Consider the following 14,661-nt stretch of genomic DNA (forward strand, 5'->3'; position numbering starts at 1 on the left):
CCGGGCGGGGGGGCGCCGGCGCGCGACCGCAGATCTTCGTGGCCGCGCCCTACGCCGCTCTCGGCACGACGCTCGACGTGCTGGCGACCGCACCCGTCGAGGCCATCGGCATCGACCTGGTCCGCGGCGAGGTGCCCGCAGCGCTCCCCGCGCTCGAGGGCAAGACCCTCGTCGGCGGCGTCATCGACGGACACAACATCTGGCGCGGCGACCTCGACGCGGCGTTCGCGAAGCTCGAGGCGCTGCGCGACCTCGGGGCGTCCCACATCTCGGCGTCCACCTCGACGTCGCTGCTGCACGTGCCGCACGACGTCGACGACGAGACGGCGCTGGACCCGCGTCTCGTCTCGTGGCTCGCCTTCGCCGACCAGAAGGTCGGCCAGGTCGTCACCCTCGCCGAAGGACTGGCCCAGGGGCGGGATGCCATCACCGACGCGCTGGATGCCGCGTCCGCGGCCCTCGCCGACCGGCATGACGCACCCGGCGTGCGCGACGGGGCCGTGCGCGGCCATGAGGTCGCCGAGGCGGAGTTCTTGCGCGTCTCGTATGCCGAGCGCGAGAGCGCGCAGCAGGCGCTGAACCTGCCGGCGCTGCCGCTGACGACGATCGGCTCGTTCCCGCAGACCGGCGACATCCGCAGGGCTCGTGCGCAGTTCCTGCGCGGCGAGCTGCCCGCCGACGACTACGACGACTTCCTGCGCCGCGAGATCGACCAGGTCGTCGCCCTGCAGGAGGAGCTCGGCCTCGACGTGCTCGTGCACGGCGAGCCGGAGCGCAACGACATGGTGCAGTACTTCGCCGAGCACCTCGACGGGTTCGCCGTCACCCAGCACGGCTGGGTGCAGTCGTACGGCTCGCGCGCCACCCGGCCCTCGATCCTCTGGGGAGACGTGTCGCGCCCTGCGCCGATCACCGTCTCGTGGGCGTCGTACGCGCAGTCGCTGAGCGCGAAACCGGTCAAGGGCATGCTCACCGGCCCCGTGACGATCCTGGCCTGGTCGTTCGTGCGCGACGACCAGCCGCTCGGCGAGACGGCCAACCAGGTCGCGCTCGCCCTGCGCGACGAGATCACCGACCTCGAGGCCGCCGGAATCGCGATCATCCAGGTCGACGAGCCGGCGCTGCGCGAGCTGCTGCCGCTGAAGGCGGCCGATCAGGCGGACTACCTCGACTGGTCGGTTCGCTCGTTCCGGCTCGCGACCGGCGGCGCCGCCGCCGGAACGCAGATCCACACGCACCTCTGCTACTCGGAGTTCGGTGTCGTGATCGACGCGATCCGCGCCCTCGACGCCGACGTCACCTCGATCGAGGCCGCCCGCAGCCGGATGGAGGTCGTCGCCGACATCGCGCGATTCGGCTTCGACCACGGTGTCGGCCCCGGCGTCTACGACATCCACTCGCCGCGTGTGCCCAGCGTCGAGGAGATCGAGGCGCTGCTGCGTCGCGCCGTCGACGAGCTGCCGCTGCGCCAGCTGTGGGTGAACCCCGACTGCGGCCTGAAGACCCGTGCGTACGAGGAGACGGTGGAGTCGCTGCGCAACATCGTCGAGGCGACCAGGCGCGTCCGCGAGGACGTCGCGGTCACCGTCTGAGCACCGCCCACGACGAAGAGGCGCCTCTTCCCGACCGGGAAGGGGCGCCTCTTCGTTCGCGAGGGCTCGCTCAGACCGAGCGCAGCACCGCCACGACCTTTCCGAGCACGACCGCCTCGTCGCCGAGGATGGGCTCGAAAGCCGAGTTGCGCGGCAGCAGCCAGGTGTGTCCGTCTCGGCGGCGGAAGGTCTTCACCGTCGCCTCCCCGTCGATCATGGCGGCGACGATCTCGCCGTTCTCGGCGTTGTTCTGCGTGCGCACGACCACCCAGTCGCCGTCGCAGATCGCCGCATCGATCATCGACTCTCCGTTGACCTTCAGCATGAACAGGTCGCCCTTGCCGACGAGCTGCCTCGGCAGCGGGAAGATCTCCTCCACCTGCTGGTCTGCCGTGATCGGCACGCCGGCGGCGATCTGACCGACGAGCGGCACCAGCGCGGCATCGCCGACAGACGGCGCGGTGTCTGCCGGGTTCTCGGCTCCGCTGCCGGGCAGATCGATCAGCACCTCCATGGCGCGGGTCTTGCCCGGGTCGCGGCGGAGGTAGCCGCTCAGCTCGAGCTGCCCGAGCTGGTGGGTGACGCTCGAGAGCGACTTCAGCCCCACCGCGTCGCCGATCTCGCGCATGCTCGGCGGGTAGCCGTGACGGGCGATCGAGCTCTGGATCACCTCGAGGATCGCCATCTGCTTGGGGCTCAGGCTCTTGCGGCGCCGCGTGCGGGGAGCCTCGGCTGCGGTCTCGGGGTTGTCGCTCATGGGTGCTCCTTCATGCCCTCACACGGTGCAGATCCGCGTCTTCGCGGGGATCCGGTTCGAATGTCGGTGGCCCATGGTGGGCTGACTTCATCGAAACCGTATCCGAGTTCGCTCGGAAAACGGAAGATCTGTTCGAGCGTGTCGCGGAACCGCGGGCGCTGTATTCGAAGAATTCTTGACAGATGTTCGATATCGAAGATAGATTCGGAACGTAGCTTCGCATCCGGCATCCCCGGCCGGACGCCGGATGCGAAAGCTGCACCACTTCCGCCCGATGGGTGGAGGAGAGTGAAGAGGAGCATCGCATGAGCACCATCAGCATCCAGGCCCCCCTGACCGCGTCGCACACGGCCGCTGCCCGGCGTTCTGTCCCGACCCGGCTGCGCCTCACCGTGCGCGGTCGTCGTCTGCTCGCCACCCTCGCCGCCGCGCCGGTCATCGCCGGCATCGCGGTCTCTCTGCTGGCCGGCGGCTCCGCCATCGCGTCCGGCCAGAGTGCACCCCTCGCTTTCGAGACGGTGACGGTGCTGCCCGGTGACACCCTCTGGTCGATCGCCGCTGAGGCCGCTCCCGGCTCCGACCCGCGCGAGGTCATCGATGACATCAGGCGTCTCAACAACCTCCCCTCCGGCATGATCCAGGCCGGTGCGTCGATCGCGATCCCGACCGCCTACTCCGAGACCGCGCCCGCAGAGTGAGAGTGCGCCGTCATCCGAGGCGGTGGGTGCGATGCGCGGCCTACGATGGAGCATGTGACATCCCTCGATGAGCTGCCCCTCCGCGACGATCTGCGCGGGCTCACGCCGTACGGCGCCCCGCAGGCGCCGCTTCCCGTCGCTCTGAACGTCAACGAGAACACGCATCCGGTTCCCGACGAGGTCGCCAGCGACATCCTCGACGACGTCGCCCTCGCCCTGCGCGATGTCAACCGCTACCCGGACCGCGAGTTCACCGCGCTGCGGGAAGGGTTCGCCGAGTACCTCGGTCACGGTCTCACGGCCGAGCAGATCTGGGCGGGCAACGGCTCGAACGAGGTGCTGCAGCACATCATGCAGGCCTTCGCCGGCCCCGGCCGCACGGCGTTCGGGTTCGCACCCACCTACTCGATGTACCCGCTGATCACGCAGGGCACCGGCGCACGGTGGGTCGCCGGCACGCGCCACGACGACTTCACCATCGACCCCGACGATGCCGCCAGACAGGTCGCCGAGGCCGACCCGGACGTCATCCTGCTGTGCACCCCGAACAACCCGACCGGCACGCCGCTGGGACTCGACGTCATCGAGGCCGTCTATGAGGCGGCCCGCGGTGTCGTGGTCGTCGACGAGGCGTATCAGGAGTTCGCCCCGCACGACGCGCCCTCTGCGCTGAGCCTGCTGCACGGTCGCCCGCGTCTCGCGGTGTCGCGCACGATGAGCAAGGCCTTCGCCTTCGCCGGAGCTCGGGTCGGGTACCTGGCCGCCGATCCGGCGTTCATCGACGCGCTGCGGCTCGTGCGCCTGCCGTACCACCTCAGCGCCCTCACGCAGGCCGCCGCCGTCGCGGCGCTGCGCAACTCCGCCACCATGCTGCGCATGGTCGATGAGATCGTCGAGCAGCGCGAGCGCATCTCGGCCACGCTCGAGGCCCTCGGGTACCTGCCGCACGCCTCGTGGTCGAACTTCGTCCTGTTCGGCGGAGTGGACGACACCCAGGCCCTGTGGCGCGCACTGTACGACCGCGGAGTGCTCATCCGCGATGTCGGCATCCCGCATCACCTCCGGGTCTCCGCAGGCACCGAGGCCGAGACCACCGCATTCCTGGAAGCCCTCGCGTCGATTGGACCGTCAGCATGACCGAACGCACCGCCCGCCGCACCCGCAGCACCTCCGAGTCGACCGTCGAGGTCGTCGTCGACCTCGACGGCACCGGTCGCAGCGACATCGACACGAGCGTGCCGTTCTTCGACCACATGCTGACGGCCTTCGCCAAGCACTCGCTCACCGACCTCACCGTGCGCGCCACGGGAGACACGCACATCGACGCGCATCACACCGTCGAGGACATCTCGATCGTGCTCGGCCAGGCGATTCGCGAGGCACTGGGCGACAAGGCGGGCATCTCGCGCTACGGCGACGCCATGGTGCCTCTCGACGAGGCTCTCGCCCAGGCCGTGGTCGACATCTCCGGCCGCCCGTTCCTCGTGCACGACGGAGAGCCGGCCGGCTTCGAGTTCCACCTCATCGGCGGGCACTTCACCGGATCGCTCGTGCGCCACGTGTTCGAGGCGATCACCTTCAACGCCGGGCTCACCGTGCACGTGCGCGTGATCGGCGGACGCGACCCGCACCACATCGCCGAGGCCGAGTTCAAGGCATTCGCCCGTGCGTTCCGTCAGGCCAAGGCGCTCGACCCGCTCGTCGAGGGCATCCCCTCGACCAAGGGTGCGCTGTGACCACGCGCCGCGTCGTCGTCTTCGACTACGAGTCGGGCAACGTGCACTCGGCCGTCAAGGCGCTGGCCGCCGCGGGCGCCGAGGTGGAGCTCACTCGCGATCGCGACAGAGCGCTGGAGGCAGACGGCCTGCTCGTGCCCGGCGTCGGGGCCTTCGCCGCCGTGCGCGAGGCGCTGGTCGCACACGGCGGTGACGAGATCATCGACCGTCGCCTGGCCGGTGGGCGCCCGGTGCTCGGCATCTGCGTCGGCATGCAGGTGATGTTCGAACGCGGTGTCGAGCGCGGGCACCCCGCCGAGGGCCTGGGGGAGTGGCCGGGCACGGTCGCCGAGCTGCACGCCCCGGTGCTGCCGCACATGGGCTGGAACACCGTGGAGCCGGGGGAGGGCAGTGTGCTCTTCCGCGGCATCGAGCACGAGCGCTTCTACTTCCTGCACTCGTACGCCGCCACGTCGTGGGAGCTCGACGTCATCCCGCCGTTCCCGCAGCCCGCCGTGACGTGGGCGACCCACGGGGAGCGCTTCATCGCCGCGGTCGAGAACGGCCCGCTCTCCGCAACGCAGTTCCACCCCGAGAAGTCGGGACAGGCCGGCATCCGGCTGCTGCGCAACTGGGTCGAGTCGCTCTAGCGTCCGACGCGACCCGGAGCCCCGCACGGAGACCCGTGCGGGTGGTCCCGGTACGGGTGGTCAGAGGCCCCGCGCGACGGCTGCTCCCGCCGCCAGCCAGGCGGTCTGGGAGGCCGGGGCGAGGGCGCCGAGGCGCAGGTGGCCGTCGACCATCTCATGATCGAACGGAATCGCGACCACCTCCCGTGCCAGGTCGCGGTAGCCGGTGACGACCTGGTCGACATCGGCCGGGGTCGCCTTGGGGTCCGCCTGAGTGACGACGACCACCGACTGACGGGCGAGCCGGGCGGATCGCTCGTCGCGGTCCTCGAGAGCCTCGAGCAGCAGCGCACCCGCCTCGGCGTGGTCGTCGCGCGTCGTGGTCGCCACGACGATCTGGTCGGCGTGGTCGATCATGCGCAGCCACATCGGGTCGGATTCGTCGTTCCCGGAGTCGATGATGATCAGCCGGTAGTACTTCGCCGCCACGGCGTGGATCGCGTCGATGTCTGCGGAGCGCAGCCGGTTCTCCTGAGCGAGCCGCATCGGCTTCGAGCGCAGCACGTCGTACTTCTCCCGCGCCTGGTGGTGCACGAAATGCGCGAGATCCGCCGACTGCGCGCCCGCGCCCAGCAGCCGATCGGCCTCGGGGAGCAGCTCGAACAGCGTGCGGTCGTGCGGGCCGGTGTCGGTGCGCCAGCCCAGGGTGCCGCGGGTCTGGTTGTTGTCCCAGGCGAGCACACCCGCGCCTCCGAAGCGCGCGAAGACGGCAGAGAGCAGCACGGTGGTCGGGGTCTTGCCCGCGCCGCCCTTGCCGTTCACCACGGCGATCGTGCGCGGGCCCGGCCAGTGCTGACTGACGAGCAGCTCATCTTCGCGCACCGCGCGCTCTGCGGCACCGGGGGCGAGCGAGAATCCGATCCGGTTCAGCATGCCACGCGCGCCGGTCCTGGCGGGCTCCTCGCGTCGCTCCTGCTGCAGGAACGACGGTCGCTCACGCTGCTCGCGCCGCGAGACGGGGGATGCGGGCGGGGTCGTCGGGAGTGCCGGCGCTGCGGGCGCGGATTCCGGTGCCGGAGCGGGCGCGGACGCGGCGGCGGACCCGCGATGATAACGCGGTGCCTCGACCGGGCCGTCGGACGCGACCAGCGGGACCTCGGACACCATCGACTCGGGCTCGGGTGCGGAACGCCGCGCAGCGCTCGTCCGCCGGCGCAGCGGACCTGCGCCGCTGTCGTTGTGCGCGTCGGCCATGCCTCGCGTCCCTTCGTGTCGATGTGCGCACAGGCGGGGCTGCCCGGCCGGTGCGCCTCCGATCGTACCGCCGGGGCCTGCGAGAACCCCACTTCACCGAGGCGCCGGACGTCACGTCATTTGAGACGACCCCCCTGCCCGGCTACTCTGATCTCTCGTGCCCGCTCGGGCCGCACCCACCCCCTTCGAAGGACGACATGAACGACTTCGCACAGTCCCCCTCGCTGATCCTGCTGCCCGCGGTCGATGTGGCCGGCGGCAAGGCGGTGCGCCTGACGCAGGGCGAGGCCGGCACCGAGACGAGCTACGGCGACCCCGTCGACGCGGCCGGCGAGTTCGTCGACGCCGGTGCTCAGTGGATCCACCTCGTCGACCTCGATGCGGCGTTCGGCCGCGGCAGCAACACTGCGATCCTGCGCAAGGTCATCAAGCAGTACCGCGGCGTGAGCATCGAGCTCTCCGGCGGCATCCGCGACGACGCGAGCCTCGACGCCGCGCTCGAGGCCGGTGCGACCCGCATCAACCTCGGCACGGCCGCCCTGGAGAACCCGGAGTGGTCGGCCGACGTCATCAGCCGATACGGCGAGGCGATCGCGGTCGGGCTCGACGTGCGCGGCACGACGCTCGCCGCGCGCGGCTGGACGAAGGAGGGCGGTGACATCTGGGATGTGCTCGAGCGCCTCGAAGAGGCCGGCTGCAGCCGCTACGTCGTCACCGATGTCACGAAGGACGGCACCCTGCGCGGTCCGAACCTCGACCTGCTCCGCGAGATCACCTCGCGCACCCCGAAGCCGGTGATCGCGTCCGGCGGTGTCGCGACGCTCGACGACATCGCGGCGCTGCGTCAGCTCGTGCCCCTGGGCGTCGAGGGCGCGATCGTGGGCAAGGCGCTCTACGCCGGGAAGTTCACCCTCGCCGAGGCGCTGGATGTCGCCGGCGACTGACGACGCCTGCGACCACGGGCGCGGGAACCCGGGCGACTCGGCCGGCGTCCCGTGGGAGGGGCGGAGCTTCCAGGCGAACCCGCACGCCTCCGACGACGGCTCCGCCGACCCCGCCCTGCTCGCCGCCCTGCTGCGCTTCCGCGGCGGCTCGGGCTCGCAGGTCGAGGTGGTCGACGCCTTCCGCGATGCGCGCGTGCTCGTTCCCCTCATCGCCGAGAAGGGCGATGAGGGCGTGGGGCCGACCGGACTGACGGTCGACAAGACGCAGGAGCTCTCGATCGTCACGGTCGCCGCCCCCGACGGGCGTCGTGTGCAGCCGGTGTTCTCGTCGGTCGACACGATGCGACGCTGGGACGCCGCAGCCCGGCCGATCCCCGTGGAGGCGATCCGCGTGGCGCTGTCGGCGTCGAGCGAGCAGACGGACCTCATCATTCTCGACCCGGCATCCGAGACCGAGTTCGTCATCCGTCGCCCGGCGGTCTGGGCGATCGCCCAGGGGCAGCGCTGGGAGCCGAGCCACCTGTCGCCGGAGGTGTTCACCGCTCTGCGGGAGAGCATCGCTCACGAGCTGGCGGTCATCGACGTGTCGGTCGCGGCGGGGGATCCGGATGCCCGGATGCGCGGCGCGGAACTCGTCGTCACCCTCGAGCTCGTCGACGGCCTGGAGCGCGAGACGCTGGACGCCGTGCTCGCGCGGCTCGCGCAGCGCTGGGCGGCCGATGACCGGATGGCCGTGCTGGTCGACTCGCTCACGGTGAAGCTGACGCGCTCCGCGGGCTGAGCGAGAAGCTCAGTTGACGGGGCCGGTCCACTTCTCGCCGGGTCCCTTGCCGATCGGGTCGGGGATCACGGACGCCTCGCGGAAGGCCAGCTGAAGCGAGCGCAGTCCGTCGCGCAGCGACCGGGCATGCATGTCGCTGATCTCGGGCGCTCCGGCGGTGATGAGGCCGGCGAGGGCGTTGATGAGCTTGCGCGCCTCGTCGAGGTCGGTCTGCTCCTCGGGGGAGTCCGCCAGGCCCACCTTCACGGCCGCGGCGCTCATCAGGTGCACGGCGGTCGTCGTGATCACCTCGACGGCGGGAACGTCCGCGATGTCGCGCGTCGCGGCGCTCGCGGCGTGCTCCTGCTGCTCCCAGCGATCGTGGCGGTCATCGTGGTGCTCAGCGGGAATCGTCACTTCGGGGTGCTTTCTGGTAGACTTCTGCGGGCTTCGGAGTGTCATGCTCCGATACGAAAGAGGATTCTGATCCCACCCGCGCTTGCCGTTCCAGGCTACCGGGTTCAGCACCCCGCCGGTTCCGGTGGAAAGGGTGTCACAAGCCGGTGTGTCTGACTGCACCGGCGGGTGGGGAGAACTCCGATTTCGCCCGAGATGCGACCTGCATCCCGGTGGCCGAGAACCCACGTCTTAGGAGCTCCGCATCAGCGATCCCCGTACCAATGAGCGCATCCGCGTCCCCGAGGTCCGCCTCGTCGGTCCCGCGGGTGAGCAGATCGGCGTTGTCCGCATCGAGGCAGCACTGCGTCTGGCCCAGGAGGCGGACCTCGACCTCGTCGAGGTGGCCCCCAACTCCAAGCCGCCCGTGGTCAAGATCATGGACTACGGCAAGTTCAAGTACGAGGCCGCGCAGAAGGCCAAGGAAGCGCGCCGCAACCAGGCGAACACCATCCTCAAAGAGGTCCGCTTCCGCCTGAAGATCGAGGCTCACGACTACACGACCAAGCTCAAGCGCGCCGAGGGCTTCCTCAAGGCCGGTGACAAGGTCAAGGCGATGATCCTGTTCCGCGGCCGCGAGCAGTCGCGTCCCGAGCAGGGCGTGCGTCTGCTGCGCAAGTTCGCCGAGGACGTCGCCGAGCTGGGCACCGTCGAGTCGAACCCCACCATCGACGGGCGCAACATGGTCATGGTCGTCGCCCCGCTGAAGAACAAGTCCGAGGCGAAGGCAGAGCAGAACGCCGTCCGCACCGCGAACAAGCAGGCCGCGCGCGACGCGAAGAACGGCCCGGGCACGGACTCCGAGGCGACCGACGAGTCCGAGGCGTAGCCCGCCCCCACAGCTCCCGCTTCCGAGCGGGTACCCACCGTCGCCCGCCAGGGCGCCACACGAAGGAAGAGAAGATGCCGAAGCAGAAGACCCACTCGGGTGCGAAGAAGCGCTTCAAGATCACCGGCAGCGGAAAGCTGAAGAAGCAGCAGGCCGGCATGCGCCACAACCTCGAGGTCAAGTCGAGCCGGCGCACCCGTCGTCTGAACCAGGACCAGGTCCTGTCCAAGGCAGACACCAAGGTCGCGAAGAAGCTTCTCGGTCGCTGACCGCGACGCCCGTACGAATAGGAATACGAAAATGGCAAGAGTCAAGCGCGCAGTCAACGCGCAGAAGAAGCGTCGCGTCATCCTCGAGCGCGCGTCCGGTTACCGTGGCCAGCGTTCGCGCCTGTACCGCAAGGCGAAGGAGCAGGTCACCCACTCGCTCGTCTACGCGTACCGCGACCGCCGCAAGCGCAAGGGCGACTTCCGTCGTCTGTGGATCCAGCGCATCAACGCCGCTGCCCGTCAGAACGGCATCACCTACAACCGCTTCATCCAGGGCCTCGGCCTCGCGGGTGTGCAGGTCGACCGCCGCATGCTGGCCGACCTGGCCGTGACCGACGCCGGCACCTTCACGGCACTCGTCGAGGTCGCGAAGAACGCTCTGCCCTCGGACGTCAACGCGCCGAAGGCCGCTGCCTGATCCGAGTGGTCTGCACGGGCGTCTCCCTCCGGGGAGGCGCCCGTTTCGCGTCTCCGCACCCCGGTAGACTGGCCGGGTGCTCGAGAACCCTCGCTCTCCCCGCGTCCGTGCCGTCGCCAAGCTGACCAAGCGCAGCGCCAGGGTCGAGACGGGACTCTTCCTGCTCGAGGGCCCGCAGTCGGTGCGCGAAGCGCTGCAGTACCTGCCGGACGCGATCGTCGAGCTGTTCGCGACTCCCACCGCGTGGGAGAAGCATGCCGACGTGCGCGCTCTCGCCGATGAGCGCGACGTCGAGGTCGAGTACGTCACCGAGGCGGTGCTCGCCGCCATGGCCGACACGGTGACCCCGCAGGGTCTGATCGCGGTCACACGCCAGACCCCGACGTCCGTGAAGGACATCTTCGCCGCCGAGCCGAAACTCATCGCGATCTGCGAGGAGGTCCGCGACCCCGGCAACCTCGGCACCATCATCCGCGCGGCGGACGCGGCAGGCGCGGATGCCGTGGTGCTCACCGGGCGCACCGTCGACCCGTACAACCCGAAGGTGGTGCGCTCGACGACCGGTTCTCTCTTCCACCTCCCCGTCTCCGTGGGGGGAGACCTCGACGACGTGATCCGCCGCGCCCACGCCGCGGGCATGAACGTCGTGGCCGCGGACGTGAAGGGCGACGACCTGCTCGCCGCGCGCGCCGACGGCGTGCTCGCGCAGCCCACCGCCTGGCTGTTCGGCAACGAGGCGCGCGGGCTGGATGACGATGCCCTCGCTCAGGCGGATCGGGCGCTGCGTCTGCCGATCTTCGGCCGCGCGGAATCGCTGAACCTGGCCACGGCCGCGAGCGTCTGCCTCTACGAGTCGGCGTTCGCGCAGCGCGCGGCCGACTGAGCTCGCGCCGGCGATCTGGCCCGTGCGGGTCAGCCGAGACCCATCACGAATCGGTAAACCCGCGTGGGGTCTCCGCGACGGACGCGGCCTCTGGCCTAGTCTGTAACCCATGGCAGAGCGCAATGACGCCCTCGTGGTGGTCGAGAACGTCCAGAAGCACTACGGCGATTTCCATGCCCTGAAGGACATCGATCTGAAGGTCGACCGGGGCGAGGTGGTCGTCGTCATCGGTCCGTCCGGCTCGGGCAAGTCGACGCTGTGCCGCACGATCAACCGACTCGAGACGATCACGAGCGGCGAGATCCGCATCGACGGCAAGACGCTTCCCGCCGAGGGCAAGGGCCTCGCGAAGCTGCGCGCCGAGGTCGGCATGGTCTTCCAGTCCTTCAACCTCTTCGCGCATCTCACCATCCTCGAGAACGTCACCCTCGGGCCGATCAAGGTGCTCGGCAAGAGCAAGGCCGAGGCCGAGAAGGAGGCCATGGCGCTGCTCGAGCGCGTGGGCGTCGCGCAGCAGGCATCCAAGCTCCCTGCCCAGCTCTCCGGCGGTCAGCAGCAGCGCGTCGCGATCGCGCGCGCTCTCGCGATGCACCCGAAGGTGATGCTCTTCGACGAGCCGACCAGCGCGCTCGATCCGGAGATGATCAACGAGGTGCTCGACGTGATGGTCGGGCTCGCGAAAGAGGGCATGACGATGATCGTCGTGACCCACGAGATGGGCTTCGCGCGCAAGGCGGCCAACCGCGTCGTCTTCATGGCCGACGGCCAGATCGTCGAAGAGGCGGCACCGGAGGAGTTCTTCACCAACCCGAAGAGCACGCGCGCGAAGGACTTCCTGTCCAAGCTCCTCACCCACTGACCCCGCACCGAAACGCACCACAGCACAGAAGGAGACGCACATGCGACGCACACGAGCTCTCGCAGGGATCGGAATCGCCACGGCGGCGCTGCTGGCCCTCACCGGCTGCAACAGCGGCAGCCCCAGCAACCCGGGCGGCGGCGACGCCGGCGACGGCGGCGACACGCCGCTGTTCGAGGTCGCGAAGGACGTCACGCTCGACGGCAGCCCCACCTTCGACAAGATCGAGAAGGCCGACAAGGTCACCATCGGCGTCAAGGAGGACCAGCCCGGGCTCGGCTACCTCGACGCGACGACCGGTGAGCGCACCGGCTTCGACGTCGACATCGCCCGGTGGATCGCCGCCTCGCTCGGCTACGGCGAGGACAAGATCGAGTTCAAGCCGATCGCCTCCGCGAACCGCGAGCAGGCCATCGTCAACGGCGACATCGACTACTACGTCGGCACCTACTCGATCAACGACAAGCGCAAGGAGCAGATCGACTTCGCCGGCCCGTACTTCATCACCGGACAGGGTCTGCTCGTCGCGAAGGACGCACCGGAGGCGGACAAGCTCGAGGACTTCAACGGCAAGACCGTCTGCTCGGCCACCGGATCCACGCCGATCCAGAACATCAAGGCCAACTTCCCCGAGATCAAGACGCAGGAGTACGACCTGTACTCCGCATGCGTGCAGGACCTGATCGACGGCAAGGTCGACGCCGTCACCACCGACCAGGCCATCCTGATCGGCTACGCCGCCCAGTACCCGGACGAGGTCAAGGTCACCGGTGGACTGTTCACCGAGGAGCGCTACGGCGTCGGCCTCACCAAGGGCGATGACGCGCTGCGTGCGCACATCAACGACCTGTTCACCGAGAACAACGACATCTGGCAGGCCATCTTCGACAAGAACCTCGGCGACTCGGGGATCAAGGTCGAGCAGCCTGAGGTCGACGCGTACTGACCACCCTGCGGGGCGGCCCGTAACCGGGCCGCCCCGAACACATCCTGAGAAGGGAAGACGGCGTGGACGTCATCTTCGGAAACCTCGACCTCTGGGGTGGGGCGATCGCCAACACGCTGCTGGTGTTCTTCGTCGGCGGGCTGATCGCCCTCGTGCTCGGCATCATCGTCGGCGCGATGCGCGTCTCGCCGGTGCCGATCGCCCGCGGTGTGGGCACCGCGTACGTGAACATCATCCGCAACACCCCGCTCACGCTGGTCTTCTTCTTCTTCGTGTTCGGCTATCCGCAGCTCGGGCTGCCAGACCTGTCGAACACCGTGCTCGGCATCCTCGCCATCGGCATCTACACCGCCACCTACGTGGCGGAGGTGCTGCGAGCCGGCATCAACACCGTGCCGGTCGGCCAGGCCGAGGCCGCCCGCGCGATCGGCCTGCCGTTCGGGCAGGTCATGACGCTGATCGTGCTGCCGCAGGCGTTCCGCTCCGTGGTCCCGCCCATGATGAGCGTCTTCATCGCCCTGCTCAAGAACACCACCGTCGCCGCCGGGTTCTCGATCGCCGAGCTCGCGGCCCTGCGCGCCACCATCAACGATGCGCCCGGACGCCCCGGCAACCCGATGGAGGTCCTGCTCTGGGTCGCCGTCGTGTTCGTCGTGCTCGTGCTCGCGATGAGCGCGGTGCAGCGGCATCTCGAGAACAAGTGGAGGATCGCACGATGACCTCAGTGCTCTACGACGTCCCCGGTCCCCGGGCGATCGCGCGCAACCGCATCCTCGCCGTGATCACCATCGTCGTCGTGCTGGCTGCGATCGGCTTCGTCCTGTACCGGATGTACGCGACCGGACAGTTCGAGCCGCAGAAGTGGTACGTCTTCACCTTCGCCAACGTCTGGAACGGCATCCTGGGCGCCCTCGGGAAGACCCTCGGCGCCTTCGCGCTCGCCGCCGTGCTCAGCGTCGTCCTCGGCTTCGTGCTCGCCATCGGCCGCCTCTCCGACCACGCCTGGGTGCGCATTCCGGTCGGCGTGGTCATCGAGCTGTTCCGCGCCGTGCCGGTGCTGGTGTTCATGATGCTGCTGTACTACGGCCTTCCGGTCATCGGCGTCGACATGGACCCGTACTGGGCGGTCGTCATCGGTCTCATGGTGTACAACGGCTCGGTGCTCGCCGAGGCGCTGCGTGCCGGCATCGAGTCGCTGCCCAAGGGCCAGAAAGAGGCCGGTTACGCGATCGGTCTGCGCAAGAGCGGCGTGATGCGCCTCATCCTGCTGCCGCAGGCGGTTCGGGCCATGCTGCCGGTGATCGTCGCGCAGCTGGTGGTCACGCTCAAGGACACCGCTCTCGGCTTCATCATCACCTACCCCGAGCTGCTGTACTACGCGAAGCTGCTCAGCTCGCAGCAGGGCCGGCCCATCTTGCAGTCCGCGTTCGTCATCGGCGGCATCTACATCCTGCTCTGCCTGCTTCTCGCCGGCGTGGCGAAGTGGGTCGAGGTGCGCACCCGCCACTCGCCGAAGACGAAGGGCTACACCCCGGATGCCGGTGGCGACCCCCGCATCCACGGCGAGTCGACGGTGACCGAGGTCATCGCGATGCAGCGCGGGGCAGGCAAGTTCGACGCCGGAACGGGCGCGCCGCCTGCTCAGATCTGAC

The 14,661-nt window shown here is 69.4% G+C and carries 18 protein-coding genes; 15 read left to right on the top strand and 3 right to left on the bottom strand.

From position 1 onward, the window contains the following. On the top strand, positions 1-1,592 hold a 1,592-nt coding region (gene metE / locus H9633_RS11030; RefSeq protein ID WP_225211416.1), incomplete at its 5' end, for a 5-methyltetrahydropteroyltriglutamate--homocysteine S-methyltransferase. A gap of 70 nt (positions 1,593-1,662) precedes the next feature. Here metE and lexA read toward each other — a convergent pair. After that, positions 1,663-2,349 (bottom strand): transcriptional repressor LexA, encoded by a 687-nt coding sequence (gene lexA / locus H9633_RS11035; protein WP_071643610.1) that lies wholly within the window; start codon positions 2,347-2,349, stop codon positions 1,663-1,665. Between the two features lie 305 nt (positions 2,350-2,654). On the opposite strand from lexA, the gene H9633_RS11040 reads away from it, so the two are divergent. The 4 genes from H9633_RS11040 to hisH are packed head-to-tail and all read left to right on the top strand — an operon-like array spanning position 2,655 to position 5,412. Further along, positions 2,655-3,047 carry a LysM peptidoglycan-binding domain-containing protein gene (locus H9633_RS11040; protein ID WP_191713211.1) on the top strand — a complete coding sequence of 131 codons (393 nt, stop codon included), beginning with the start codon at positions 2,655-2,657 and terminating at the stop codon, positions 3,045-3,047. 45 nt (positions 3,048-3,092) lie between these two features. Next, positions 3,093-4,184, top strand: coding sequence for a histidinol-phosphate transaminase (locus H9633_RS11045; RefSeq protein WP_191713212.1), 1,092 nt, complete (start codon positions 3,093-3,095; stop codon positions 4,182-4,184). Then, on the top strand, positions 4,181-4,783 hold the full coding sequence (gene hisB / locus H9633_RS11050; protein WP_071643613.1) for an imidazoleglycerol-phosphate dehydratase HisB: 603 nt from the start codon (positions 4,181-4,183) through the stop codon (positions 4,781-4,783). Before H9633_RS11045 ends, hisB begins: the two co-directional genes overlap by 4 nt. Next, complete coding sequence (gene hisH / locus H9633_RS11055; protein ID WP_071643614.1) at positions 4,780-5,412, top strand: imidazole glycerol phosphate synthase subunit HisH; 633 nt, start codon at positions 4,780-4,782, stop codon at positions 5,410-5,412. The genes hisB and hisH overlap by 4 nt, the downstream gene beginning before the upstream one ends. Positions 5,413-5,472: 60 nt before the next feature. On the opposite strand, the gene H9633_RS11060 is transcribed toward hisH, so the two are convergent. Further along, on the bottom strand, positions 5,473-6,645 hold the full coding sequence (locus H9633_RS11060; protein WP_191713213.1) for a MinD/ParA family ATP-binding protein: 1,173 nt from the start codon (positions 6,643-6,645) through the stop codon (positions 5,473-5,475). A gap of 197 nt (positions 6,646-6,842) precedes the next feature. On the opposite strand from H9633_RS11060, the gene priA reads away from it, so the two are divergent. Together priA and H9633_RS11070 are read left to right on the top strand one after the other, a co-directional pair. Beyond that, positions 6,843-7,589: a bifunctional 1-(5-phosphoribosyl)-5-((5-phosphoribosylamino)methylideneamino)imidazole-4-carboxamide isomerase/phosphoribosylanthranilate isomerase PriA gene (gene priA / locus H9633_RS11065; RefSeq protein WP_071643615.1), complete on the top strand. Its 747-nt coding sequence runs from the start codon at positions 6,843-6,845 to the stop codon at positions 7,587-7,589. Next, on the top strand, positions 7,573-8,370 hold the full coding sequence (locus tag H9633_RS11070; protein WP_191713214.1) for an SseB family protein: 798 nt from the start codon (positions 7,573-7,575) through the stop codon (positions 8,368-8,370). The genes priA and H9633_RS11070 overlap by 17 nt, the downstream gene beginning before the upstream one ends. A 9-nt stretch (positions 8,371-8,379) precedes the next feature. Here the strand turns inward: H9633_RS11070 and H9633_RS11075 are convergent, their stop codons facing one another. Continuing rightward, complete coding sequence (locus tag H9633_RS11075; RefSeq protein WP_396654507.1) at positions 8,380-8,760, bottom strand: DUF1844 domain-containing protein; 381 nt, start codon at positions 8,758-8,760, stop codon at positions 8,380-8,382. 250 nt (positions 8,761-9,010) lie between these two features. On the opposite strand from H9633_RS11075, the gene infC reads away from it, so the two are divergent. The 8 genes from infC (at position 9,011) to H9633_RS11115 (ending at position 14,660) form a co-directional block, all read left to right on the top strand. After that, positions 9,011-9,634 (top strand): translation initiation factor IF-3, encoded by a 624-nt coding sequence (gene infC / locus H9633_RS11080; RefSeq protein WP_071643618.1) that lies wholly within the window; start codon positions 9,011-9,013, stop codon positions 9,632-9,634. Between the two features lie 74 nt (positions 9,635-9,708). Then, the gene (gene rpmI, locus H9633_RS11085; RefSeq protein ID WP_071643619.1) at positions 9,709-9,903 is read left to right on the top strand and encodes a 50S ribosomal protein L35; all 195 of its coding nucleotides are present in this window, start codon (positions 9,709-9,711) and stop codon (positions 9,901-9,903) included. A gap of 31 nt (positions 9,904-9,934) precedes the next feature. After that, a complete protein-coding gene (rplT, locus tag H9633_RS11090; protein WP_071643620.1) occupies positions 9,935-10,321 on the top strand; it encodes a 50S ribosomal protein L20 in 387 nt (128 codons plus the stop codon). A gap of 76 nt (positions 10,322-10,397) precedes the next feature. Then, positions 10,398-11,204 carry a TrmH family RNA methyltransferase gene (locus H9633_RS11095; protein WP_071643621.1) on the top strand — a complete coding sequence of 269 codons (807 nt, stop codon included), beginning with the start codon at positions 10,398-10,400 and terminating at the stop codon, positions 11,202-11,204. Positions 11,205-11,313: 109 nt separating this feature from the next. Further along, entirely contained in the window at positions 11,314-12,063 is a 750-nt protein-coding gene (locus tag H9633_RS11100; protein ID WP_071643622.1) for an amino acid ABC transporter ATP-binding protein, read from the top strand. A 40-nt stretch (positions 12,064-12,103) separates the two neighbouring features. Continuing rightward, entirely contained in the window at positions 12,104-13,009 is a 906-nt protein-coding gene (locus H9633_RS11105; RefSeq protein ID WP_071643623.1) for a glutamate ABC transporter substrate-binding protein, read from the top strand. A gap of 62 nt (positions 13,010-13,071) precedes the next feature. Next, a complete protein-coding gene (locus tag H9633_RS11110) occupies positions 13,072-13,728 on the top strand; it encodes an amino acid ABC transporter permease (protein ID WP_071643624.1) in 657 nt (218 codons plus the stop codon). Continuing rightward, positions 13,725-14,660 (top strand): amino acid ABC transporter permease, encoded by a 936-nt coding sequence (locus tag H9633_RS11115; protein WP_071643625.1) that lies wholly within the window; start codon positions 13,725-13,727, stop codon positions 14,658-14,660. The genes H9633_RS11110 and H9633_RS11115 overlap by 4 nt, the downstream gene beginning before the upstream one ends. Position 14,661: the final 1 nt, after the last annotated feature.

The organism is Microbacterium commune (assembly GCF_014836945.1).
GTDB classification, from domain to species: domain Bacteria; phylum Actinomycetota; class Actinomycetes; order Actinomycetales; family Microbacteriaceae; genus Microbacterium; species Microbacterium commune.

What these genes read in the sequence shown, in the direction of transcription:
- lexA (WP_071643610.1), bottom strand. Translation starts at nt 2,349, where the DNA reads ATGAGCGACAACCCCGAGACCGCAGCCGAGGCTCCCCGCACGCGGCGC.
- H9633_RS11040 (WP_191713211.1), top strand. Translation starts at nt 2,655, where the DNA reads ATGAGCACCATCAGCATCCAGGCCCCCCTGACCGCGTCGCACACGGCC.
- H9633_RS11045 (WP_191713212.1), top strand. Translation starts at nt 3,093, where the DNA reads ATGGAGCATGTGACATCCCTCGATGAGCTGCCCCTCCGCGACGATCTG.
- hisB (WP_071643613.1), top strand. Translation starts at nt 4,181, where the DNA reads ATGACCGAACGCACCGCCCGCCGCACCCGCAGCACCTCCGAGTCGACC.
- H9633_RS11060 (WP_191713213.1), bottom strand. Translation starts at nt 6,645, where the DNA reads ATGGCCGACGCGCACAACGACAGCGGCGCAGGTCCGCTGCGCCGGCGG.
- priA (WP_071643615.1), top strand. Translation starts at nt 6,843, where the DNA reads ATGAACGACTTCGCACAGTCCCCCTCGCTGATCCTGCTGCCCGCGGTC.
- H9633_RS11070 (WP_191713214.1), top strand. Translation starts at nt 7,573, where the DNA reads ATGTCGCCGGCGACTGACGACGCCTGCGACCACGGGCGCGGGAACCCG.
- rpmI (WP_071643619.1), top strand. Translation starts at nt 9,709, where the DNA reads ATGCCGAAGCAGAAGACCCACTCGGGTGCGAAGAAGCGCTTCAAGATC.
- rplT (WP_071643620.1), top strand. Translation starts at nt 9,935, where the DNA reads ATGGCAAGAGTCAAGCGCGCAGTCAACGCGCAGAAGAAGCGTCGCGTC.
- H9633_RS11100 (WP_071643622.1), top strand. Translation starts at nt 11,314, where the DNA reads ATGGCAGAGCGCAATGACGCCCTCGTGGTGGTCGAGAACGTCCAGAAG.
- H9633_RS11105 (WP_071643623.1), top strand. Translation starts at nt 12,104, where the DNA reads ATGCGACGCACACGAGCTCTCGCAGGGATCGGAATCGCCACGGCGGCG.
- H9633_RS11115 (WP_071643625.1), top strand. Translation starts at nt 13,725, where the DNA reads ATGACCTCAGTGCTCTACGACGTCCCCGGTCCCCGGGCGATCGCGCGC.